We start from the raw sequence: 22,998 nt of genomic DNA, 5'->3' as shown, positions 1-22,998 counted from the left end.
TTTAAACAAGAGGAGGCAAATAGATGGATATTACCTATAAAGAAACGAACATACTTGATGAGAAACAAGTCGGGCTTTTGTACAGTAATGCAAATTGGACTTCCTATACAGAAGATATGCCAAGGCTGATGAACGCAATCAAATCTTCTCTCATGGTCATAACTGCGTGGGAGCATGGGAAGTTAATTGGATTAGTCAGAGTGGTTGAAGATGCGCAGACCATTATTTATATTCAGGATTTACTGGTACTTGGATCCTGCCGGAACAGAGGTGTCGGCTCAAAGCTTTTGAAGCTGGTCTTGGAACAATACAATGACGTCAGGCAAACAGTATTACTCACTGATGAGTCAGAAGAAATCAGATCATTTTATGAAAAGAACGGATTTTCATCCTGTGATAAGGGAGATTTGGTGGCGTTTGCGAAGTTTAATTAAAATTCAAACCTTAAGGTGGAGTTTTCAAAATGTCCGATCAAAAACCATTCAATGATGTCACGGATCATATGAAAACAATTGAGGGACTGCCTGCGCAGACTGATATGAAAAAACTCCCTAAACTAATCCGATACTTCGGGTACTTTTTTCTTGTCTTTTTTGCTGTTTCCCTTCTTTTTATTGTGATTGGGGTTCTAATCACATAACTTTATATAGCAGTCAACAGGAGGAACCTCATGGACAAACCCTTTTACGTTTACCATCTAGTCACAAAGAAAAAAATGAGTACAGGTCAGATTATTGTCTTTGACAATCAGGAGCATAATTCACTGTTTCGTTTCTTTTTCGAAACAAATAGTACAAATGCCAAAGGTGAAACAGTTGACCTTATTTTACAGAATGGAATACATGATGATGGTTTAAGATTGAAAAAAGATGATGCAGCAACAGTAATGAAATATATGGACAAAACAATGAGATCTGTAAGAGAAACAATCGTTGAAATGGTCAGGTTACAGAAATATCCTGATTACCCTTCACGGCTTTCATGTTTATATGCAGCGAAAACGTATGAAGATATTCTGAAATGGAAAAGAATCTTTGATTCTTATAACCGGAACGTTTTGCAGATTGTGAAACTCAAAGTAGAGGGCAGCTGCTTTGAAGGCAACGGTAATCTGCTGCCGAATAATGGGTGCATTCCTTTTTCGCTAAAGATGAAACAGGCGGAGGATTACTGGGAAAACCGTGAAGAAAATGAGCTACCGGAGCTTTTAGTCAATGGGAAAATTGAGGTTGCAGAAATAATAGAAGAATTTTATGTATTGGTTTGAGCAATTAAGGAGGGAGAGGTTTGAAATTGGAAGTCAGATACGATGAAAGATATCATTTGCATATTGGCTACTATGAAAATGAGCGTGATTTTGAGTCTGTAGCATTAAAACGAGAAACAGAAGACATTTGGGATGTTTATTTTGATTTTAAGCAGTATGGATTGAAGAGCGCTTCGAGTGAGAATTCCGAAACGATAAAGGAATTCGGCACGAGAATCTTTTCTATGCATGTCGGAGATCTTGAATATGCTGCGGGTGCAGAAAGGTTTGAGAAGTGGCTGGTAAATCAGAAGATCATTTAGAAGAATGCATTGTGTTATTTGAAAAAAGATGACAACCAGCAGACAAAATGAGAAAAACACATTTTTAATTGCGTTAGGGAGGAACAAAACTGATTACCAAAGAGAGTATAGAAGCTAACTTCTACAACATTTATAAAAAAATGATAAGCATTAAGGAGTTCGAAAACTGGGTATACAGGACTCCGGAGATAGAGTTATTCTACGGTGAAGAATTGTATTTCAGCCTGATAGATTTGAATTATAATCAGAAAAATGCCAGCCGTGATGTAATGAAATTGCTGGAGGAGCACATTCCTTTTGCGTATTTTGAATATGTCAGGCTGACAAGCTGCCTTCAAGCCATAAGTAATGAAGAGAAAATCCATATTGGTGTACTTGAACAACTCTATGAAGACTACTGCAGGGGTTACTCATTCCTGAGATTTATTGGCTTATACTGCGTTGGGGCAGCTGATGATCCTGATTTAGCAGGACATGATCTTACTCATCATAGAAAAGAGTTTTATTGGAAAATGAAATGTGAAGCGGATAGGTTGCTAGGTTATCTGAAAAATGGGGATATACTTTTAACCGGTGAGTACCAATATACAGATAACCGTTCAGAAGAAGATAGAATAGAATTTACTAACATAGGTAAGCTGTTTCAAATATAAAAAACTCGCCATACAAAATGACGAGTTTTTTCACGTGCACTAAGGCCTATTCAAACAGCTCTGAAAAACAAATAAAACGCCACCCAGGCCGTCAAACTCCCAAAGCCTAGCAAAATGAGAAGAGGAAAAACGCTCGTACTGACATAGAATAGGGAACCGACTCCTGCTGCAATTCCGATTGTGTGCAAGGGCTTTCCGATTGAAAGCAGCATTGAATTTTTTAATGATTGAAGCAAAGTCAGGTGAAAGTGCACGGTGTTTGAAAAGAAATGCATCGTGAACACGAACATGAATACTCCGATTGCCAGAAAGAGATAATGCAGCGGCGAGCCGGATTGTGCGAAGAAAATGTAGTCGATGACAAGGATGACCCAGATTGGGACAATCAGCAGTCCGCCGGTCATGCTGCGGACGTAGTTTTCTTTGTAGAGTTTCCAGAAAGTGCGAAGCAGCGGAACCTGGCTGTCTGCTGTTATCCATTTCCGCGAGAGGCCGAAAAGAGCGGTTGTCGCCGGGAAAAGGATGAAAGGTGTAAAAATAGCGATTGTTAGCCCGTTTACTAGTAAGCCGGCCGGATCTTTGACGGCAAATAGATTAAAGGATAAGTAGACAATGGGCAGACTGAAGAACAGCCAGACGATGTTGGCTGTAAAGATTCGTGTGATCCATTCGGTTGCGGTGTAGAGCTGCTGCACCAATCCTCCTGTATTCATGGCTTTCCCCCTGATGTTTGAAAACGTTTTTCGTTTTATTGTTATCATAGCATACGAGTTTTATTTGTGAGTTCTTTCTATTTAAATAATAGATGGCATACAATCTGCCAGCTTTGTTAACTTGAATAACTGGAGAGGGATAAATTCATGTCGTGCAGAATACATAACCATAGAAGAAATTTGAGGCAGCACCAACCTGCCTCCTTTTGGAGTGTGAAAAATGTCTGAACAGAATCAGATGATCAGCGTGAACGGATTAATCAAGACGTATGGGGACTTTACGGCAGTGGACGGCATTACGTTTGAGGTTTTCAAGGGCGAAGTGTTTGGAGTGCTCGGCCCGAATGGAGCGGGAAAAACGACGACGCTTGAGATGCTTGTCGGCCTGCGGAAGCCTGACGGCGGGTCGGCTAATATTGGGGGTTTTGATGTTGTCAGGGATTTAAAAAAAGTCAAAGAGGTTATTGGCGTCCAGCTTCAGTCTACGACTCTTTTTGAGCTTTTGACGGTGGAGGAGATTCTGCAGCTGTATGCCAGTTTCTACAAGAAGCATGTCCCTATCCATCCGCTGATTGAGGATATGCTGCTGACGGATAAAACAAAGAGCAGAATTAAGAGTCTTTCCGGCGGACAGAAGCAGCGGCTCGCGATTGCTCTTGCCCTTGTGCACGACCCGTGGATCATTTTTCTGGATGAACCGACGACGGGACTTGATCCGCAAGCGCGAAGAACGCTGTGGGATATTATTTTTAAATTGAAGGAAAGAGGCGTGACAGTCGTTCTGACAACCCACTATATGGACGAGGCGCACGTTTTGTGCGACAGAATTGCGATTATGGATCAGGGGAAGCTGATTGCGCTTGATACACCGGCTCAGCTGGTCCGAAATCTTCACTCTGAAAATGCGGTGGAATTCCGGTTTGAAGAAGAGGGGGCTGAGGTTGACTTCAGCCGGATTGAAGGAGTTAAGCAGGTCGGAAGCCAGAAGGATGCGGTTATTCTTTATACAGATGATCTACAGGCAACGCTGACGAGCCTGATTGAGACATCGGCAGAACAGGGGCTGAAGCTTGCTGATCTGCAAATACGCACGGCCACTCTTGAAGATGTCTTTATTCACATGACGGGAAGGAGGCTGAGGGAAGCATGAGAGCTTATTGGCAGCTGACGTTAACCCAGCTTCGCATTTTCATGCGGAACCGGCAGGTGTTGTTCTGGACTCTGCTCTTTCCGATTTTTCTCATGGTGATGCTTGGCTCGTTTCTTGGCGGTGGAAACACTATGTCTGTGACCGTCGGTGTGGTGGATCAGGATCAATCAGATGAATCCAAGATTTTGGTGACAGCACTTAAGAAAAACCAGGCAATGAAGGTTCAAGAAGAAACTAAGGAAGACCGTGCACTCGGGAAAGTGAAAAAAGGAGATCTTCAACTTGCCATTGTGATTCCTGAAGGGTACGGGGAGAACAATGGAGACGAAAATCCAGCCTCACTTCCGGTTTACTACGATGAAACAAATGCAGCGGTCTCTCAAATCGGCCTTCAGCTCGTAAATGGGGCGGTCGATCAGATCAGCAAAGAAAAAGTCGGCTACAAGCCCGCTGTCGTGACAGAGGCAAAAGGGATTGAAACCCTTAACCTGCAGTATATCGATTTTCTTGTTCCGGGCATCGTTGCCATGATGATTATGAGCAACAATATGAACGGGGTAGCGGGACAGATTGCAGCCTGGAGAGAGCGGGGAATCCTGAGAAGAATGCAGGGAACCACGCTTAAAGCTTCTACGTTTATTGCTGCACAAATTACGGCACGGCTGATGCTGAACGGACTGCAGGCCTTGCTTGTCCTTGTTATAGCCCAGCTGATATTCGGGGTGGATGTGCGCGGATCATGGCTTACGCTGATCGGGTTTGTGGTGCTCGGCACTCTTGCGTTTATGGCTATAGGCTTTATCATTGCCGGCATTGCAAAGACGCCGGAAAGTGCAGCTCCGATTGCAGGATTTCTATCTTTCCCGATGCTGTTTCTGGGAGGCGTCTTTTTCCCGATCAGCAACATGCCTGATTTCCTTCAGCCGGTCGTCTATGCGCTTCCGATTTCCCATCTGAGCCATGCACTAAGAGAAGTCATGAATGTCGGGGCCGCTGTCACGACACTCGGGATAGAAATGCTGATCCTGGCTTGCTGGGCGGTGGGGGCGTTTATTGTTGCAAGTTTTACGTTTAAGTGGGAATGAAAAGTGAAAAAAGGGGTCAGTCCCGCTGTGCTTTAACGTGCAGCGGGACTGACCCCTTTTGTTAGAAAATGGAACCTTATTGGTCGATTTGGGTTTATTTTAGGTTTTTCTAACAGCCTAAATCGCCCAATTAGTGGGTGTGGTGAACTGCAACCCTTGAAAGGACGGGCATCCCGTAAGTTGGCACACAACTTGCATCTATTTGTTTGAATTTTCAAATAAAAAGGAGGCTTTTTATGAAGAGGTTAAAAGCAGCAGGAAAAAAGGTAATGGTATGTGCAGCTTTAGTCGGTGGTCTTGTGTCGTTTTCAGGAGTGAATAATGTTGAAGCAGCGTCCTCGTATACACTGTATACGACAGGAAGCACCACCGATAAAGTGACTGCCGCATCGTTTGGCCAAGTTTATATGGGCGGAAGCACTGATGTAGATAAAGCGATGGAATGGATGATACAAAAAGCAAACGGAGGAGACTTCCTCATTATTAGGGCGACAGGTTCCAACGGCTATAATCAGTATCTCTACGATCTGGCACAATCCATCGGCAAACCGCTGAACTCAGTCAACACCGTCGTAGTAACGAATCTAACCCAGGCAGGTTCCGATTCTTCGCTGATCGATCGCATTAATAAAGCAGAGGCCATTTTCTTCGCCGGCGGGAACCAGGCGGATTATGTGGAGTTTCTTGAGGGATCCCCTGCATTAACAGCTCTGAACAATCGGATTCAGAATGTGCCGTTTGGCGGCACAAGCGCAGGTGCAATGATTCAGGGAGACCACATCTATGATGCCATATCCGCAGGTTCGAGCACACTGGACTCTTTAACTGCTCTGAGAAACCCTTACAGCTCTCTCATTTCTTTCACGGATTATCTGATCCAGACCCCTCACAATAATAACATTCAGACTGACACACATTTCGAGCAGCGAGACAGGATGGGAAGACTGCTTACGTTTATGGCCCGTAATATTCAGGACGGGGAAGAGACAGGAACCTCGGCCAAAGGCATCGGCCTTAATGAACAATCGGCGCTGCTTGTTGAAAAAGACGGAACAGCAAAAGTTGTAACCCAGCCAGGAGCTGTAAATGCAGCTGTCTACATGGCAAAATCCAACCAGGCGCCAACCCGATGTGTGAGCGGAAGTTCGCTTACATACAATAATATCTCCATTTATAAACTGAAAGACGGAAACACATTCAACTTATCAACCTGGACCGGGTCCGGCGGGCTCTCCTATACGCTTAACGTGAACAGCGGAACAATCAGCTCTTCAACTGGTAAAGTATACGGAAACTAATGGGGAATTCCCTTTCGGCTTTAAAGGTGCAATAAAAAGAGGGTCAGTCCACCAACACGTTAAAGTGACAGGGGACTGACCCTCTTTTTTGTGGTAAAATGAAGGAAATTATACGATTGAAACGAATGTATGTATAACATTATGTAAATGGGGAGACAGCATATGGGATTTATCATTTCAAAAGAAAACAGCCAAACGAATAAGAACTTTGTGAATCAAAAACTTTATGAGTACAACGCGATGCATTTTCCTGAAGATCTAAACGGACGGTATGAGGAAGTAAATGTGTATCTTAAAGATGAAAGCGGTTTAGTTCGCGGCGGTATCCTGTGCGAAATTTGCTGGAACTGGCTTGAGATTCATACGCTGATGATTGATGAGGATCTGCGCCACTCAGGGTATGGTTCACAGCTTCTTGCCGAAGCGGAGAAGATTGCCGCAGAGAGAGAATGCGATTTTGTCAAAGTGGATACACTGAGCTTCCAGGCGGTTGATTTTTATAAAAAGCACGGGTATGAGGTGTACGGCACACTTGACGGAGTCGGACGCGATTTCAAGCATCATTACTTGAAAAAAAACCTGTGAATAAGGAGCGGATCAGATGGCCTATGAACTGAAAACGAAGGAAACGGATCACAGCGTTGTGGAGTTTATTAAAGCAGTCGAATCTCCAAAAAAGCGGGAGGACGCCTACCGGCTTCTGGACCTTTTTACAGAAACAACGGGATTTGACGCTAAGATGTGGGGTCCGAGCATCATCGGGTTCGGCTCGTACCATTATAAGTATCCTACAGGACATGAAGGAGACGCGCCGCTTGTTGGCTTTTCACCGCGCAAAGCGAAAATCAGCCTTTATTTTGCAACAGGTGATTCTGAACGGGAAAAACTCTTAAAGGACTTTGGAAAACATACAACGGGCAAGGCGTGTGTTTATATAAACAAGCTGGCTGACGTCGATGAAGACGTGCTGAGACAGCTTATTAACCAGTCGGTGGACTTTTTGAATAAAACATATCCAAAATCCTAAAGAAGAAGCGGTGCCATTATGGCGCCGCTTCTTTATGATTAAAGGTTTTTCTCATAAAAAAGGTTTCAGCACATGCTGTCAATTTCTTTTTTTAGCTGAGAAACATATAATAAGAAGTGCAGCAGCATTCGGACAAACATACATGAAGAAATGATCTTTTCTGCTGTACTCATGCCAAAAGTGAAACTTTCCAGCATTATCCTTCGTAGAATAAGCAAGGAGATGAGGACATGAGCACAAAAAAGATGGCAGGTGCAGGCTGGGTTTTTGGTATGGCTGCAGGAGCAGGACTTGGAATCGCGATTGATAATATTTCGATAGGAATCGCTCTTGGCGTCGCTTTTGCAATCATATTCAGTTCAGGGAAAAAACCATAACTTCTGCAAAGGGTCATTTGTTTAATACGGGCTGAATCATTGGAGGGACCGCAATGACAGAACATGAAAAAACCAGCAATGCAAGAAAAGAAATATGGAGCTGGATTAAATCCATCCTTTTTGCATTGGCCATTGCAGTCATTTGCAGAGAGTTTTTATTTGCTCCTGTAGTGGTGGAAGGAAAATCAATGCAGCCGACGTTCGAGGATCAAAACCGGCTGATTATCTCAAAAACAAGCGGCATTGAGAGATTTGATATGATCGTCTTTCATTCACCTGAGCCAGGCCGGGATTACATCAAACGGGTGATCGGCCTGCCGGGCGATCAGATTGAAATGAAACAGGATGTTCTGTACATCAACGGAAAGCAGTTTGAGGAACCTTACTTGGCAGCGAATAAAAATATGCTGGGCTATGGGGAACAGCTAACAGAAGATTTTCAGGTCACAGTGCCTGACAATTCCTATTTTGTCATGGGGGACAACCGCCGTCAGAGCAGGGACAGCCGTGAAATTGGCTCCATAGCAAAAGATGAAGTGATTGGGGAAGTGAAGCTTCGCTTTTTCCCGTTTGATAAGGCCGGAATTCCTGAATAATATGAGAAACCTCCATTGTTGTGGGGGTTTTTTAATTGTTATGGAAATTATAAAGAGTATCAGGCTGTGAATAATTTGAAAAAGTTATCCTCGGCAAGCGGAAGCGCCTAGATCCTCTGTCAGAACAAATCTGTCAAAAAAGGCGGAACCCGGACTTTTCCGACAGATTCTTATCTGCCTATCGGAGCGGGCCTTGGCGCTTACGCTTTTGTTTTTGTGACGGTTTCAGGAACAATCAAGGTATTTTGTCTCATGTGTTAAATCTTCCTATATAATAGATTTGTGGGTAAATATTCCAATTGGAGGAATGTGCATGGATGAGGTCAAAAAGGTTGCGATTGTGACAGGCGGGGCATCAGGAATCGGCAAAGCAATATGCCGGGAACTTATTGATAAGAGGGTTTTTGTCATCATAGCAGATGTGGATGACAAGGAAGGTAAGACAGCAGAAGCAGCATTTAATGATAAAGAGATTTTATCAAGATATGTGCATATGAATGTAAGCGAATTCAATTCTGTTGAACAGCTTATTTCTGAAACATTCAAGGAATTTGGCCGTCTGGACTATATGTTTAATAATGCCGGCATTGCCATGTACGGCGAGCTGTACGACATGTCTATAGACCACTGGAAAACAATCATGGATGTCAACGTCTGGGGCGCAGTGAACGGTACTCAGGCTGCTTATCCTCTTATGAAAAAACAGGGTTTTGGACATATTGTCAACACTGCATCTGCAGCAGGGCTCGGTCCTGCACCTGTGTCTGCCGCCTACTCTGCCACTAAGCACGCAGTTGTCGGCCTCACGACATCCCTGCACTATGAAGCGGGGGAATACGGGGTAAAAGTAACGGCCCTCTGTCCCGCCTTCGTGGATACTCCTATTTTTAATAAAGCCACCGCCATTAACATCGACAAAGACAAAATGAGCAGCCAGATGAAAAAGCAAAAAATGATGACACCTGAAAAGATTGCGAAACTTGCCATTGAGGGCGTTCACCGGAATCAGCCAGTTATTTGTCCAATGCCCCTAAGAAAAACGATGGATGGCTTCTTCCTCCTGGTTCCAGCCGCGCACCGGGCATTAATGAGGCTTGTGTGCAGAGTCAGCCGAGAAGCAAGAATGGAATGAGAAAACCGCCATTACGGCGGTTTTTTCTTTGTTGGCTTCCATTTAAAAATCATCCAAAAGCCCTGCCGCCGCTTCGTTTACATCCAGGTTCGGAAGGGAAATTTGATTAACAGATACTTTATTTGAGAGGGGATACATATGACAGCGCGCAGGAAGAACCTTTTGTCAGGCATTCTTTTCGGTCTTGGGCTTGTCGCTTTTATTGATGAAACCATCTTTCATCAGCTGCTTCATTGGCATCATTTCTATGATAAGGCAACGACGGATATCGGGCTCGTTTCGGATGGGCTGTTCCATGCATTCAGCTGGTTTGCGACAATCGGAGGATTATTTTTGTTTGCTGATTTGAGAAGGCGGCAGTCACTCAATGTGAGGAGATGGACGGGAGGCGTCCTCACAGGGGCAGGGGCATTTCAGCTATACGACGGCACTGTTCAGCATAAGCTTATGGGGCTGCATCAGATAAGGTATGTCGAAAATGTTTATATCTATGACTGGATTTGGAATGTCACAGCTGTCCTGATGCTCCTATCAGGAGTGTATTTCATTCTCCGTGAAAAAAGAAAGCAGGCGGGCTGAAGATGCACCATGCTCATCACACATTAAGTGCAGGCATTCAATATATCATGGCTGCGCCATTTGTTTTGGCTGCCGTTTTATACGCTGCGGCCGTTGTGTATTCAAACAGACTGTACCGGAGGTGGCCTGTTTACCGGACGGCATTCTGGTTTGCGGGAAATCTGTGTGCCGCCGCTGCTGTTTTTGGTCCGCTGGCTGAGAAAGCGCACGGCCATTTTGTTTTTCATATGACCGGCCATTTGCTGCTGGGCATGCTTGCACCTCTTTTAATGGTCCTTGCTGCACCTGGAACGCTTTTGCTGAGAACACTTGATACTGACCGAGCTAGGCGTGTAACGGGAATTCTGAAAAGCAGGCCTTTTTTCATCCTGTCGCATCCAGTCACGGCAGCGTTCTTAAATGTCGGGGGGCTTTGGCTGCTTTATACATCTGATTTGTATCACATGATGCACCAGTCGGCATTTTGGCATGCAGCCGTTCATTTTCACGTGTTTCTTGCAGGATATTTCTTTACGGCGGCTCTGCTCTACATAGATCCTTTTTTTCATAGAGTAAGCTATTTGTACAGGTCGGCGGTATTGCTCGGAGCTCTTGCCGCCCATGGCATCCTGTCCAAGTATTTGTATGCGCACCCTCCTGAGGGAGTGCCGCTCAATCAGGCAGAGCTTGGAAGCATGCTGATGTATTACGGCGGGGATGTGATTGATGCACTGATTATCTGTATTCTTTGTTTGAAATGGTACCGATCTTCAAAACCGGTATTCAAACCCAAGAGCGTTAACACTTACTGAGAGGAGAAAAATGATGGAGGAATGGACGGAAGGTCATGTAAAAGAAACACTCCCGGAAAGAACGAATTCTGGACATAAAGGCACATATGGAACCGGCCTTCTTCTGGCAGGAAGCAAGGATATGCCTGGAGCTGCTTTGCTTTCAGGGCTTGGGGCCATGCGCAGCGGCATTGGAAAGCTTGTAATCGGGACTGAGGAAGAGGTCATTCCCTATGTTGTGCCGGTACTTCCGGAGTCGACGTATTTGCGGAACGGCCTCAAAAAAACGGCGGACGGAGAAGTGAATACAGCAGAATATAAAGCGATTGCTGCGGGCCCCGGACTTGAACCAAATGAGGAGACGGAAAAGGCGGTACAGCACCTTCTTCAGGGGGATTGTCCCATTATCCTGGATGCAGGTGCGCTGTCAGAGCGCACTTACGAAATGAGGAAATCTCCTGTTATTCTGACTCCGCATCCCGGAGAATTTGCCCGCTTGACAGGTATAGAGGTGACTGAGCTGCAGGAAAACAGACTTCATCTTGCCTCGCACTGGGCAAAAAAGCTCGGAGCTGCAATCGTATTGAAAGGAAATGGCACGGTAACGGCATTTCCGGATGGCAGTGCCTGGACCAATCCGACCGGAAACAGCGCCCTTGCAAAAGGCGGGACCGGCGATACGCTTACCGGGATGATGCTCGGCATGCTCTGCTGTCACAAGGATTGGAAACATGCGGTTTTAAACGCCGTTTATCTTCACGGCGCCTGTGCGGACAGGTGGACAAAGACCAGATCGGCTCATACAATGCTCGCGCATGAATTGACGGATTTGCTTCCTGAAGTATGGAAAGAAAAAGAGCAGAGGGATTAGTCCTTCTGCTCTTTTTATATGTCTCCAGTAACCGCAGGTATTTTGATTTTCACTGTAAATTGTTCATCTTTATGGATAAAGTCGAGATATCCCCCGTGTTTTTGGACAATATCTTTTGCGATTTTTGTCCCAAGGCCATCATGTTCTCCGCCTTTTGTTGTGAGTCCGTCAACTTCAAACAGCCGATCAACGATATTTACAGGCAGCGGCAGGGTTGCGTTTTTTACGGTAAGAAGATAAAGCCCGCTCTTTTTATAAAGCTGCATGGACACTTCAGCCTGTTTGCCTCTTGCAGCTTGCCATTCTACTGCAGCATCTATGCTGTTTGAGAGCAGGTTTCCGGCAAGGGCTACAATGTGCCTGTCAGGTAAAGGGAGGGCTGATACAGGGAGGTCAAGGTCATAAACAAGCGATATTCCTGCCGCTTGAGCGCGTTTGTACTGCTGATGAAGCATTCCGGCCACAATGCCGCGCTCGCCTTTTATTGAAAGGTTCGTCTGCTCATATTCTCCGACAAGATCATCCAAATAGGTTTTAGCCTCCTCCTGCTTTTGATGCTCTAGCAAAAAGTGCAGGGCAGATACATGTTTTAAAAAGTCATGCCGTTCACTCCGCACCGCTTTAAAGGTTTCGTTAAGGTGCGTTTGCTGCTTTTCAGCCTGTTCAAGCTCATGATTGAGAGCATAAAACTTGTTTGCGGCGGTCAGCCTGATTGCTTCTGTCCCCGTAAAAAGGATAAGGACCACTGTGTGAAAAAGAATCGGCAGATCGCTTAATGACAATGAAACAACAGCCATCTGAAGAACCGTTAAAAACAGATGCCATTTTCCGCTCAGCCCATTCATATGAAAGACGGTTGTCCGGCTTAGAATAAGTCCCGCTCCTCCTGCAATCAACCCTGCTGCATAAGCTGAAAAGGAAATGGACAATTTCTCAAGAGCCATGTAAAGAGGAACCGCTCCAATTAAGGATGCCAGAACCCAGTATGTTTTTTCATTGATCATTGTTTCCCCGCCTTAAAAATAATGCTTCTGCAGAAAATCCACTTTTTCTTTTGTAATCATCGCCTGGCCGTCCAATCCTTCGAAAGTGACAATATAAGAATTCTTGGCGTACAGAGAGAAGTTTTTTACGTAGTGAATGTTGATGATAAAGGACCGGTGTGAACGGATAAAGTCCCGCTCTCTAAGTTCGCCTTCAAGTTCATTTAGTGTCAGGTATGTTTTAACGGCGCCGCTCTTCGTGTAGATGGTCGTCGACCGGCCGGAACGTTCAATGAAGATAATATCCTTTTTCTGAAGGATGTGAATGTCGTTTTTCTGCTTGAGGTAAAGCCTCCCGGCAATATCTGCTGATTGTGTTTTTTCCATAAGCCGCTCAACTGATTTTATGAGCCTTTCTTTCGGATAAGGCTTCATGATGTAGTCATGGACATTTAGCTCAAAGGCATGCACAGCATATCCGCTGTTCCCGGTCACAAAAATGACGGAAATATTGAGCGCATGCGAATGAATCACATCTGCCAGTTCATAGCCTGACAGATTGGGCATTTCAATATCTGCAATCAGGACATCCACCGCTTCTTTTTTTATATACTCATAGGCTTCTTCTGCAGATTGTGTAGAAAACACAATCTCAACATCCGGAATGCCTGAAAGAATGCCGTTCAGTTTATCAAGGTCAATATACCGGTCATCTACTAATCCAACTTTCATGCGAAAATCTCCTCTGTGTGTATAATGCTGAACTTCATAATGAAGGAAGATTCACTTTATTTTACCATCTTGAAGGAGTGTTTTGGCATTTTCGCGACATGAAAAGCACATTTCACGACATAAGTGCAGATTCTCCTTTCAAAGGTTTGTATGATAAAGACATCAAAAAGAACGCATACGAGGTGAAGAAAAATGATAAACGTTCAGGCGGTATCAAAAACATTTAAGGATAAGAAAACATTTGTCACTGCTTTGAAGCATGTGTCGTTTTCAATGAAAGAAGGCGAAGTTACAGGACTGCTTGGAGAAAACGGAGCTGGAAAGACCACGCTGCTGCGGATGATTGCCACACTTCTCACCCCTTCAGAAGGCAGTGTATCAGTCGCCGGCTTCGATACGGTTAAGAATTCTGCCGCAATCAAAAAACAGATTGGCGTCCTGTTTGGAGGAGAAACAGGGTTATACGACCGGCTGACTGCCAGGGAAAATCTTGAGTATTTTGCGCGTCTTTACGGAATGAGCAAGCATGAAACAAAAGTAAGGATTGATGAGTTGTCAAAAATGTTCGGCATGAGAGACTACCTGGACAGAAAAGTCGGTGGCTTTTCAAAAGGCATGCGCCAAAAAGTGGCCATCGCAAGAGCCATCATCCACAATCCGAAAATCATTCTGTTTGATGAACCCACAACAGGTCTTGATATTACCTCTTCAAACGTATTTAGGCAGCTTGTCCACCAGCTGAAACGTGAAGGGAAAACGATTGTGTTTTCAAGCCATATTATGGAAGAAGTCTCGATGCTGTGCGACTCTGTCGCAATGATGCATAAAGGGGAACTTGTGTATCAGGGAGATCTTGAAGGACTTTATAAAGAAGAAGGCAGCCGTGATCTAAATTACATTTTCATGAGTAAGCTTGTGAGGAGAGATGAATATGCTTCTTAATTGTTATATAAAAGAGATGAAGGATTGTTTCCGCGACAGCCGGACACTGATCCTTACCGTCCTTCTGCCGATTATCTTAATGACGGGGCTGACACTGTTTTATGAACGCATGGTTTCAGGCGGGGAAGAAGATACGTATACGCTTGCTGTTGAAGAAACGATAAATCAGGCTGAAGCGGAATTGTTCACCCCTCTTAAAAATGTGGAGCTGGTCAAAACCGGAAATCCTGAAGAGGCTGTCAAAGAGGGCGATGCGCAGGCCGCTGTGATTCTTGATAGTGATTTTACTGCGAAAATTGAGGATGGAAAAACAGCTTCCATTACCATGATCGGGGACTCCTTCAGTCAGAATTCATCGACGCTGATGACACTTGTATCGGGAGCTTTGACTGCCTATGAAAAAACGGTTGTAGGTGATCGCCTGGCTGAAAATGGTACAGATCCGTCCATGATCCAGCCGCTTGCCATTGAGCAGAAGGAAATGACACAGGAAGACCCGACCATTAACCTCGTGGCTTTATTAGTGCCGATGATTCTTGCACTTGCCATCGGGATTGGCGCCAGTCCGGCAGCATCCGATCTTTTTGCTGGAGAAAAAGAGAAGAAAACGATGGAAGCACTTCTTATGACACCTGTCAGCAGAACGACTCTGCTTTTCTCAAAGTGGCTGGCCATTTCTTCTCTTGGAGCCATTACAGGGCTGATTACACTTGGTGTCGTCTCGCTTGAAGTTGCCTTTTTAACAGAGAACCTTCGAAAAGCTGTTTCATTTGGAAGCGATGCACCGATCATTATCGGCATGGCTCTTCTTATCTCTGTCATTTATGCGATGTTTATGGCATCTGTTCTGATGCTGACAAGCATCATCGGCAAGACAGTAAAAGAATCCCAAAGCTACAGTTCTCCGGTTTTAATGATTGGAACCATCCCTGCATTAACAACGACAAGCATCGGAATCAATGAATTTGAGCTCCACCACTTTGCGATTCCGGTACTGAATTTGTTTACAATTTTAAAGGAGCTCCTGTTTGGAGTCGTCCAGTATGATCATATTCTCCTTGTCCTTGGAAGCAACCTGGCCGTTATGGTCATCGCTTTAATCATTGGAAGAATCCTGTTTTTAAAAGACAAATGGGTGATGAATTAGGATAAAGCTGCGGGCAATCACATTGCCGGCAGTTTTTTTCATTTGTTAGGAAATTATAAAGAATAAACGGCTGTGAATAACATAATAAAGTTATCAGCGGCAAGCGGAAGCGCCTAGATCCTCTGTCAGAACAAATCCGTCAAAAATGTCAAAACCGGACTTTTCCGCCGGATTCTTATCTGCCTATCGGAGCGGGCCTTGGCGCTTGCGCTTTTGTTCTCTGCAAATATCGCCATATTTCCGCTTAAAACCGAATTAATCATGATTAAACGGATTTGTTGAAGGCAAACCGCATGATGATAGCGCTTCCTTTCACTATCTCGACCGTATCCTCACGAATGTCCTGTTATCCCTTGAATCTGCTTCTCAGCATGTTACGATAGTAACCGTTGAAAAAACGAACGGAAACACAGCGAACACAGAGGGGGCACATTATGCTTAGAGAAAAAAGAGTAGCGTTTTTAGGTGCGGGATCGATGGCAGAATCGATGATCGCTGGAATAGTACAGAAAGAAATTATTCCTGCTGATCAGCTGTATGTGACAAACAGAAGCAATCAGTTGAGGCTTCAGGAGATGAATGCAAAGTATGGTATTCAGGCGCTGACTAAAGACGCACTGCCATATGGCGAAATTGATTTATTTATTCTCGCAATGAAACCCCAGGGTGCAGCGGATGCACTCGGTGAACTGAAAGACAAAATAAGGCCGGATCAAGTGGTGATCTCCGTTTTAGCCGGAATTTCGACTGAATTCATGGAAGATCACTTGAAGGACGGACAGCAAACGGTTCGTGTCATGTCCAATACGTCAAGCATGATTCAGGAATCTGCGACCGCCTTGAGTCCGGGCAGGCATACAGACATGGACAGCGTTCTGCATGTAAAAGAACTGCTGAGCTGTATGGGGAAAGTATTTTTAATAGAAGAAAGCCAGATGGATATTTTCACAGGTCTTGCAGGAAGCGGACCCGCCTATTTCTACTATTTAATGGAGCACATGGAGAAAGCAGGCGTCGAGAAGGGCATGGACGAACACATGGTGCGCGAAATTGTTGCCCAGACGATTCTCGGTGCAGCCAAAATGATTCTTTCAAATGATGAAGCACCGTCAAGCTTGAGAGAAAAAGTAACTTCTCCAAATGGAACGACGGCATCAGGGCTTGAAGCATTGCGCAAAAACAATGGAGGAAAAGCCATTTCCGAAGCAGTCTATCATGCTGCAAAACGTTCAAAAGAGCTGAACGAAGAAATGGCCGGAGCGTTGGTGACGTCTTAGCCCGTTTTAAAAAAATCAGGAGGGATAAGATGGTAAACGAAGAAGAGAAACAGATAAAAAGAGTTGTTATTAAGATTGGAAGCAGTTCACTGACAAGCATGCACGGCGAAGTCAGCCGCAGAAAGCTTGAAAAGCTTGCAGACCAGATTGTTGAACTGAAAGATGCAGGCTATGAAACCGTCGTTGTGTCATCAGGAGCTGTTGCGGCAGGCTACAGAAAGCTTGGCTGCATTAACCGGCCATCAGACCTTCCGGAAAAGCAGGCAGCCGCTTCAATCGGACAGGGACTGCTGATGGAATCTTATTCAGAGCTCTTTTTATCTCACGGATATGTCGCTTCCCAGCTCTTAATCACAAGAGGCGACTTTTCAGATGAAACACGCTACGGAAACATGAAAAACACGATGGAAGTGCTGCTTCAGCGCGGAATCATTCCAATTGTGAATGAAAATGACACAATCACAGTCGACCGTCTGAAATTCGGAGACAATGATACTCTTTCAGCTAAAGTTGCCGCTCTCATCGGAGCTGATCTGCTGATTATTTTATCCGACATCGACGGACTCTATGATGATAATCCGAACAGCAATCCAAATGCGAAGCTGCTTGAAAAAGTGGATGCCATCACGCCTGAGATTGAAGCGGCAGCCGGCGGTTCGGGAAGTGCAGTCGGTACGGGCGGCATGAAATCCAAGATTGCCGCATTTAAGATTGCCATGGCTTCAGGTATCCAGTCATTCCTTGGGAAATCCAGCACAAGAGATATTTTAATGGATGCTGTAAACGGAAAGGCGAAAGGAACGTATTTTGAACCGAAAGCCAATGCCTTTAACCTTGACCGCAAGAAACAATGGATTGCGTTCCACTCAGGTCCGGAAGGCAAAGTGATGATTTCGAATGAAGCAAAAGCAGCCATTATTGATAAACGGAGAGATATTTACGCGCTTGATATTCAGGAAGTGAAAGGACGATTTAACGGCGGGGCAGTTGTCACGATTTTGGATGAAGACGAAGAAGAATTCGGCCTTGGCCGCATCAATTTTTCTACAGAGCAGCTTAAAGATGTGAAGGAAAACAATGAATCGGCCGCAGCGATTGATCAGGAGACGTTTGTCTGCTCTCTGGATTTCTCGATGAAGGTGCCGAGTTAATAAAACAGGAGGCGTTTTGATGAGTATTGCAGCTCTTAAACCGATGACGGTGGAAGAACAGGCAATCACAGCAAAAAAAGCAGCGAAAACGTTAAGCATGTTAACGACGGAAGAAAAGAACGAGGCTCTGAGAATCACGGCAAACGAGCTTGAGCGTTCTTATGAAGAAATTTTAAAAGCAAATGAGGAAGACCTCTCAAAAGGAAAAGAAAAAGCATATGACAAAGCCTACATGGACCGTCTTGCGCTTACACAGGAGCGCGTCGGCGACTTTGCAGAGGGGCTGCGGCAGGTTGCAGACCTTCCCGATCCAACAGGAGATGTCTTATCTGAAAGGACGCTTGAAAACGGGCTGAAGGTAGAAGAAGTTCGCGTTTCTCTCGGCGTTATCGGCATGATTTACGAGGCACGCCCAAACGTGACGGCAGATGCGGCAGGACTTGCGTTGAAATCAGGCAACTCCATTGTGCTTAAAGGCGGATCTTCCGCTCTCTCTTCTAATATGAAAATTGTAGAAGTCATGCACCGTGCACTTGAAAAAACAAAAATTCCTAAAGAAGCCGTTCAGTTCATTGCGTCGACAGACCGCGCTGCAACCCAGCAGCTCTTTACCATGAAAGAACATATTGACGTGCTGATTCCGCGCGGCGGAGCTTCTTTAATCAAAGCAGTTGTTGAAAATGCAACCGTGCCGGTGCTTGAAACAGGAGTTGGGAACTGCCATATTTACGTAGATAATAAGGCGGATGTGGAAAAAGCGCTGAACATTATAATCAATGCAAAAACAGATCGCCCGGCAGTATGCAATGCAGCCGAAACTCTTATTGTTCATAAAGACTGGCTGAAAGAAAACAGTGACCAGCTTGCAAAAGCTATAAAGGATCACGGTATCACTCTTCACGGAGATGAAATGGCTGCAGATGCTCTTCCGAATGTTGTTCCAGCCGGTGAAGAAGACTGGGCAAACGAATACTTGAGCCTTGATCTGGCAGTGAAAACGGTCGGAACTCTGGAAGAAGCCATTGATCACATCGATCAATACGGAACAAAGCATTCAGAGGCTATTATCACAGAAGACAGAGAAACAGCTGACCGGTTCATGCAGCTGGTCGATGCTGCCGCGCTTTATCACAATGCTTCAACCCGCTTCACAGACGGAAGCGCACTCGGATTCGGCGCTGAAATCGGCATCTCCACACAGAAGCTTCACGCACGCGGGCCGATGGGATTGCCGGCGCTGACAACAGTGAAGTTTATGATGAGAGGAAACGGCCAGATTCGATAGGACTTCTAAGAGCACCCATGAAAATGGGTGCTCTTTCTTATGAAAAGGCTATGTTGTAAAACGTACATAAAAAATAAGCCTTCAGCCCAGCCAATGATTATTGTAAGCTATTAATCCTAATATTGCTCCGATCGCTGCACCAAAAGCCAATGACATCACTGTCCATTTTTCGTCTGATTTCTTCTGATTTTTGCTGCTATTATGCAAAATCAGCACCCCCTTACATCACTCTCACTAATTATAAATTAATTTTAACATAAATACCCATTTTAAAGAAAAGCTAGAATGCCAAGTAAAAAATAAGCCTCTCCATTTTTCCAAAATCCTGCTCCCCTATACAAAATTATCTGCCTCCAGTTTAAATAAAGCGGAAGGTAGACTTATAGATGCAGACTATTTTTTGGGGAGGGGATTCTTTGAAGAAAACCGCCGCTTTAATGCTTAGCTTCTTTATGGCCATTGCTGGCAGTGTTGTTCATGCAGACAATGGAACCGAAAAGAAAGGGCAGGGAGAAAACGTGAAGAAACCCAAGTGGGAGCTTGTATGGGCAGATGAATTTAACACCAGTGAAATTGACAGTAGTAAATGGGACTTTGATATCGGCAACTGGATTGTAGATGAAAATGGAAACGGAATTGCGCCGGGCTGGGGAAATAATGAAAAAGAGTATTATACGGACTCTAAAGAAAACGCTTACACAAAAGATGGAAAGCTCATTTTAAAAGCAATAAAAGAGCAGACCACAGATCAGTTCGGCACATACGACTATACGTCGGCTAAAGTAAAAACAAAAGGACTCTTCAGCCATAAATATGGACGCTATGAAATGAAGGCAAAGCTTCCTACTGGAAAAGGAATATGGCCTGCGCTCTGGATGCTTCCTGAAGAAGATAAATACGGTACATGGGCAGCTTCCGGGGAAATCGACATTATGGAATCATGGGGAAGCAAGCCAAACCTTGTAGCCGGTACGATTCACTACGGGGAAGGATGGCCGAACAACAAATATACAGGCAAAGATTATGAATTTAAGGATGGCTCGACAACGGAAGACTGGCATACGTATGCGCTTGAATGGGAACCCGGTGAACTGCGCTGGTACGTGGACGGTGAGCATTATCAAACACAGAACAAATGGTACTCAAAAGGGACCGGAAACGCTGCGAATTTCAGTTATCCTGCACCCTTTGATCAGAACTTTTACTTAATCATGAACCTGGCCGTTGGCGGTTGGTTTGACGGGGACCCGGATGCATCAACTTTTTTTCCGAAGCAAATGGAAATTGATTATGTGCGCGTCTTTGATCTGAAAAACGGCAAGTATAAGACACCGACAGAGCCTGCTGATGAACCTGCTGTACTTCCGGCTGATGCGAAACAGCCTTTAAGCGACGGCAATTATATTTACGATGCAGCATTTGAGCAGCCTATTACCGATGTGGATTCTGGAGACGATCTTTTCAGCCGCGATTATTGGAACTTTGTCCATCTTCCTGATTTTGGAGGACAGGGCACCATTACAGTGGATCAGAATTTAGCGAAGATAACGGTCGCAAACCCGGGAAGTCAGCTCTATTCGCTGCAGCTGATTCAGAATCTTTCTCTCGCCGAGGGCGGCACATACAAAGTGAGCTTTGATGCAAAGTCTGATTCAGCCAGAAATATCATGGTGAAAACGGGTGCCGGCGCTGAAAGAGGCTGGGTAAAGTACTCGAATGAAGAAGTTTTCGCACTTACGGAAGAGCTGAAATCTTACTCTTATACCTTTAAGATGGGCAATGAAACAGACATCCTGTCCAGGCTGGAATTTAATCTCGGCGGAAACGGCACAAGTCCAGTATGGATTGGAAATGTGCGCGTGGAGGATATATCAGGAGAGCCTCTTGAAGAAAATGCTTCAAAACCAATGCTTTCCAATGGAAATCATGTTTACAACGGAACCTTCGACCAGGGAAACATGGACAGGCTGACGTACTGGAACCTTCATACAGAAGGGGCAAAAGCAAATGCAAGCGTTGAAGAGGGGACTAGAGAAGCGCGATTGGACATCAAGAACGGCGGAAAAACACCGGAGTCTGTTCAGTTTTCGCAAAAAGGCCTTCAGCTTGTAAAGGGAAATGAATATACCCTGACGTTTAAAGCAAGAGCTGCAAAACCAAGAACAATCGAACTGAACGTGAGTGATCAGGATGGCAGCATCCATTATTCACAGCCGACAACAATCGATCTGACAACTTCTATGGAAGAAAATACAATTGTCTTCACGATGACTGAAGAAAGTGACATGGAAGCACAGCTTCTTCTGAACGCTGGAGGATCAAAAGAGGATGTGTACCTCGATGATGTCGTTCTCTTAAAAACGAAAGACGGCAACGTGGATCAAAATCCTTTGAAAAACGGAGATTTCAGTGCAGGTTTAGCACCATGGACCTCTTACATCCATTACGATGCAGATGCAGGCATAGCAGCTGAAAACGGTGAAGCGAAGATCACGGTAGGTAACGAAGGAAATGAACCTTGGAGCGTCATTCTTCAGCAGGAAAATATGAAGCTGTCCAGGAACGTAACGTACGAGGTTTCCTTTAAAGCAAAATCAAGCAAGCCAAGAGAACTGGAATTGACGATTGAAAACGCCCAGTATACCCGCTTCCTCGGAGAAAAGCCTACCGTTATAGAAGAGATGCAGACATATACTTATGAGTTCGTCATGCCTTCCGACGAAACAGCTGCATTAAAATTCCTGATGGGAAAAGCAGCCGGATCACCGATTGGAGAGCATGAAATAGTGATTGATGATGTGGTCCTTAAAGTAAAGCAATAATGCTGATCAAGCAACTGAAAGAACGAAACAAAAGCCCGGAGACTTCTCCGGGTTATTTTAATTGGAAATTTTCACAGAATCAGGTTTGAAAATACGTGGGTATGTGGTATCAGATAAATGGGATAATTTTCTTTTGTTATCCCATCTGATAGTCCTGTTAAATAACGCCATTCTTTCAATGTGTGGGAAAAACATGACTTTTACCATATGAAAAGCTGAACAAACAGAATCAGAATTTGATACTGGGGACTTATGGAAATTGGAAGCGTGTTCTAGTAATATTTTCTTATATGTTCAAAAACGTGTAAATCTTGATGAAAAAAGACGAAAGTACATAGAAAATGTCAAAACGACAGAGGTGAAAAAAATGAATTCTGAACAAGTCAGAGCTCTTGCAAGAGTTTTTCAGCAGGCATCTGATTCCGTCAAAGACCAGGAATCAAAGCTCGTGCAGGAAACAAACGAAAAAGCAGCAACATGGAGCGGCAAAGCCCGCGACAAATTCGATTCCGCCATGGACGAAACCAAAATCCTCTTCCAGCGCCACTCAGACAACCTGTACGACATCAGCCGCGAACTAGAAGCAGCAGCAGACTCCGTCGACCGCGTGCGCGAAGAGATTGAAAGACAGGAAGAATTAGAGAGAATGGAGCGCATATTGAGGCTGAAGAAGCTGGATGTGCAGTAAGAATTCCTAAGTGAAAAATAAGATTGAAAGTTTAGAGGTGCGTTATGAGTCATCGGTATGATCACGATCCTAACTATAATAAGAAAAAGAAAAAAAAGCAGGTAGATGAAAGAAAAGGAATGAATGACGGATGCGTACCCGGATGTGTAGA

Annotated in this window: 26 protein-coding genes; 23 read left to right on the top strand and 3 right to left on the bottom strand. The window is 44.6% G+C overall.

Translation table 11 applies throughout. From position 1 onward, the window contains the following. Positions 1-23: 23 nt before the first annotated feature. From MHB63_06860 to MHB63_06840, 5 genes are all read left to right on the top strand, one after another. Positions 24-434 (top strand): GNAT family N-acetyltransferase, encoded by a 411-nt coding sequence (locus tag MHB63_06860; GenBank protein ID MEK3806302.1) that lies wholly within the window; start codon positions 24-26, stop codon positions 432-434. Positions 435-463: 29 nt separating this feature from the next. After that, entirely contained in the window at positions 464-640 is a 177-nt protein-coding gene (locus MHB63_06855) for an amino acid transporter (GenBank protein ID MEK3806301.1), read from the top strand. A 30-nt stretch (positions 641-670) separates the two neighbouring features. Further along, on the top strand, positions 671-1,267 hold the full coding sequence (locus MHB63_06850; protein MEK3806300.1) for a DUF2441 domain-containing protein: 597 nt from the start codon (positions 671-673) through the stop codon (positions 1,265-1,267). Positions 1,268-1,287: 20 nt separating this feature from the next. Next, the gene (locus tag MHB63_06845) at positions 1,288-1,569 is read left to right on the top strand and encodes a DUF3986 family protein (GenBank protein ID MEK3806299.1); all 282 of its coding nucleotides are present in this window, start codon (positions 1,288-1,290) and stop codon (positions 1,567-1,569) included. Positions 1,570-1,709: 140 nt separating this feature from the next. Continuing rightward, positions 1,710-2,222: a hypothetical protein gene (locus tag MHB63_06840; protein MEK3806298.1), complete on the top strand. Its 513-nt coding sequence runs from the start codon at positions 1,710-1,712 to the stop codon at positions 2,220-2,222. A 50-nt stretch (positions 2,223-2,272) separates the two neighbouring features. Here the strand turns inward: MHB63_06840 and MHB63_06835 are convergent, their stop codons facing one another. After that, positions 2,273-2,935 (bottom strand): DUF624 domain-containing protein, encoded by a 663-nt coding sequence (locus MHB63_06835; protein ID MEK3806297.1) that lies wholly within the window; start codon positions 2,933-2,935, stop codon positions 2,273-2,275. Between the two features lie 220 nt (positions 2,936-3,155). On the opposite strand from MHB63_06835, the gene MHB63_06830 reads away from it, so the two are divergent. From MHB63_06830 to MHB63_06780, 11 genes are all read left to right on the top strand, one after another. Further along, positions 3,156-4,085, top strand: coding sequence for an ABC transporter ATP-binding protein (locus tag MHB63_06830; protein ID MEK3806296.1), 930 nt, complete (start codon positions 3,156-3,158; stop codon positions 4,083-4,085). Further along, a complete protein-coding gene (locus MHB63_06825; GenBank protein MEK3806295.1) occupies positions 4,082-5,170 on the top strand; it encodes an ABC transporter permease in 1,089 nt (362 codons plus the stop codon). Before MHB63_06830 ends, MHB63_06825 begins: the two co-directional genes overlap by 4 nt. Positions 5,171-5,406: 236 nt before the next feature. Beyond that, complete coding sequence (locus MHB63_06820) at positions 5,407-6,468, top strand: cyanophycinase (protein MEK3806294.1); 1,062 nt, start codon at positions 5,407-5,409, stop codon at positions 6,466-6,468. Positions 6,469-6,630: 162 nt separating this feature from the next. Further along, positions 6,631-7,053 carry a GNAT family N-acetyltransferase gene (locus MHB63_06815; protein ID MEK3806293.1) on the top strand — a complete coding sequence of 141 codons (423 nt, stop codon included), beginning with the start codon at positions 6,631-6,633 and terminating at the stop codon, positions 7,051-7,053. Between the two features lie 16 nt (positions 7,054-7,069). After that, the gene (locus MHB63_06810) at positions 7,070-7,495 is read left to right on the top strand and encodes a DUF1801 domain-containing protein (protein MEK3806292.1); all 426 of its coding nucleotides are present in this window, start codon (positions 7,070-7,072) and stop codon (positions 7,493-7,495) included. 230 nt (positions 7,496-7,725) lie between these two features. Next, the gene (locus tag MHB63_06805) at positions 7,726-7,872 is read left to right on the top strand and encodes a hypothetical protein (GenBank protein MEK3806291.1); all 147 of its coding nucleotides are present in this window, start codon (positions 7,726-7,728) and stop codon (positions 7,870-7,872) included. A 53-nt stretch (positions 7,873-7,925) separates the two neighbouring features. Next, a complete protein-coding gene (gene lepB / locus MHB63_06800; GenBank protein ID MEK3806290.1) occupies positions 7,926-8,468 on the top strand; it encodes a signal peptidase I in 543 nt (180 codons plus the stop codon). Positions 8,469-8,781: 313 nt separating this feature from the next. Beyond that, positions 8,782-9,600 (top strand): SDR family oxidoreductase, encoded by an 819-nt coding sequence (locus MHB63_06795; GenBank protein ID MEK3806289.1) that lies wholly within the window; start codon positions 8,782-8,784, stop codon positions 9,598-9,600. 138 nt (positions 9,601-9,738) lie between these two features. Continuing rightward, a complete protein-coding gene (locus MHB63_06790; protein ID MEK3806288.1) occupies positions 9,739-10,179 on the top strand; it encodes a DUF2243 domain-containing protein in 441 nt (146 codons plus the stop codon). Between the two features lie 2 nt (positions 10,180-10,181). Next, positions 10,182-10,970 (top strand): cytochrome c oxidase assembly protein, encoded by a 789-nt coding sequence (locus MHB63_06785; protein MEK3806287.1) that lies wholly within the window; start codon positions 10,182-10,184, stop codon positions 10,968-10,970. Positions 10,971-10,980: 10 nt separating this feature from the next. Next, a complete protein-coding gene (locus tag MHB63_06780; protein ID MEK3806286.1) occupies positions 10,981-11,820 on the top strand; it encodes an NAD(P)H-hydrate dehydratase in 840 nt (279 codons plus the stop codon). 14 nt (positions 11,821-11,834) lie between these two features. Here the strand turns inward: MHB63_06780 and MHB63_06775 are convergent, their stop codons facing one another. Together MHB63_06775 and MHB63_06770 are read right to left on the bottom strand one after the other, a co-directional pair. After that, positions 11,835-12,824, bottom strand: a complete 990-nt coding sequence (locus tag MHB63_06775) for a GHKL domain-containing protein (GenBank protein MEK3806285.1) — start codon at positions 12,822-12,824, stop codon at positions 11,835-11,837. Positions 12,825-12,836: 12 nt separating this feature from the next. Then, on the bottom strand, positions 12,837-13,535 hold the full coding sequence (locus tag MHB63_06770; protein ID MEK3806284.1) for a LytTR family DNA-binding domain-containing protein: 699 nt from the start codon (positions 13,533-13,535) through the stop codon (positions 12,837-12,839). Positions 13,536-13,727: 192 nt separating this feature from the next. On the opposite strand from MHB63_06770, the gene MHB63_06765 reads away from it, so the two are divergent. From MHB63_06765 to MHB63_06735, 7 genes are all read left to right on the top strand, one after another. Then, a complete protein-coding gene (locus MHB63_06765) occupies positions 13,728-14,477 on the top strand; it encodes an ATP-binding cassette domain-containing protein (protein MEK3806283.1) in 750 nt (249 codons plus the stop codon). Further along, positions 14,467-15,624 (top strand): ABC transporter permease, encoded by a 1,158-nt coding sequence (locus MHB63_06760; protein ID MEK3806282.1) that lies wholly within the window; start codon positions 14,467-14,469, stop codon positions 15,622-15,624. Before MHB63_06765 ends, MHB63_06760 begins: the two co-directional genes overlap by 11 nt. 434 nt (positions 15,625-16,058) lie before the next feature. Further along, positions 16,059-16,901 carry a pyrroline-5-carboxylate reductase gene (gene proC / locus MHB63_06755; GenBank protein ID MEK3806281.1) on the top strand — a complete coding sequence of 281 codons (843 nt, stop codon included), beginning with the start codon at positions 16,059-16,061 and terminating at the stop codon, positions 16,899-16,901. A gap of 29 nt (positions 16,902-16,930) precedes the next feature. Continuing rightward, a complete protein-coding gene (gene proB, locus MHB63_06750) occupies positions 16,931-18,052 on the top strand; it encodes a glutamate 5-kinase (GenBank protein MEK3806280.1) in 1,122 nt (373 codons plus the stop codon). Between the two features lie 16 nt (positions 18,053-18,068). After that, positions 18,069-19,337 carry a glutamate-5-semialdehyde dehydrogenase gene (locus tag MHB63_06745; protein MEK3806279.1) on the top strand — a complete coding sequence of 423 codons (1,269 nt, stop codon included), beginning with the start codon at positions 18,069-18,071 and terminating at the stop codon, positions 19,335-19,337. 416 nt (positions 19,338-19,753) lie between these two features. Next, positions 19,754-22,159 carry a carbohydrate binding domain-containing protein gene (locus MHB63_06740; GenBank protein ID MEK3806278.1) on the top strand — a complete coding sequence of 802 codons (2,406 nt, stop codon included), beginning with the start codon at positions 19,754-19,756 and terminating at the stop codon, positions 22,157-22,159. 367 nt (positions 22,160-22,526) lie between these two features. Next, the gene (locus MHB63_06735) at positions 22,527-22,847 is read left to right on the top strand and encodes a WXG100 family type VII secretion target (GenBank protein ID MEK3806277.1); all 321 of its coding nucleotides are present in this window, start codon (positions 22,527-22,529) and stop codon (positions 22,845-22,847) included. Positions 22,848-22,998 lie beyond the last annotated feature (151 nt).

This window comes from Bacillus sp. FSL H8-0547 (assembly GCA_038002745.1).
GTDB lineage: Bacteria > Bacillota > Bacilli > Bacillales > Bacillaceae > Bacillus_P.
Note: the sequence above shows the minus strand (reverse complement) of the source record. Positions and strands in the feature narration are given on the sequence as shown.